Source organism: Bacillus sp. AF62, from assembly GCF_050312695.1.
Lineage (GTDB): Bacteria > Bacillota > Bacilli > Bacillales > Bacillaceae_G > Bacillus_A > Bacillus_A cereus.
The window spans coordinates 1-465 of the sequence record NZ_JBNPJZ010000246.1 but is presented as its reverse complement, the minus strand read 5'-3'; the positions used below and the strand labels follow the sequence as shown (position 1 = coordinate 465).

Genomic DNA, 465 nt, shown 5'->3' with positions numbered 1-465 from the left:
GAAGCCTTTTTCGCCATTAAACCATTTTACATTACCTTTTTCCATTTGTATTGCCTCCTAGTGTGTAAACACACACAATGTAATACTATCCTTGCTCTCAGTGATCATCAAGGTGAAAAGTTACAAATCCGTTACACCGAACAAAAATAATTCATTTTAATAATAACATTTTTTGTAATAAATGTAAAGGTAAAGAAAAGATAGTTACTATGTTTATGCAAATGTTAGAGCTAAAGAAAAACACGTTTCATAAAATAATGACGGAATACAATTCAATTACTACAATTTATTGAACATCTTCATAAAAAAGCGTACACTTTGCAGTTTTAAATTTAGGTATTGACACAAGAACTCCAACAGGAAAATTCTTTTTAACGGTTATGTCTGCCTTTAGAACCTGTTTAGAATCTATGGTATAATCTGTACAAAAAAGGATATTTTCTATGATACATAATTATACAAGTA

1 pseudogene is annotated in these 465 nt (G+C 28.8%); it reads left to right on the top strand.

Annotation, left to right across the window (positions count from 1 at the left end):
* Positions 1-261: 261 nt before the first annotated feature.
* A pseudogene (locus ACQRBL_RS32575) lies at positions 262-416 on the top strand (recombinase family protein); the annotation flags it as partial.
* Between the last annotated feature and the right edge of the window lie 49 nt (positions 417-465).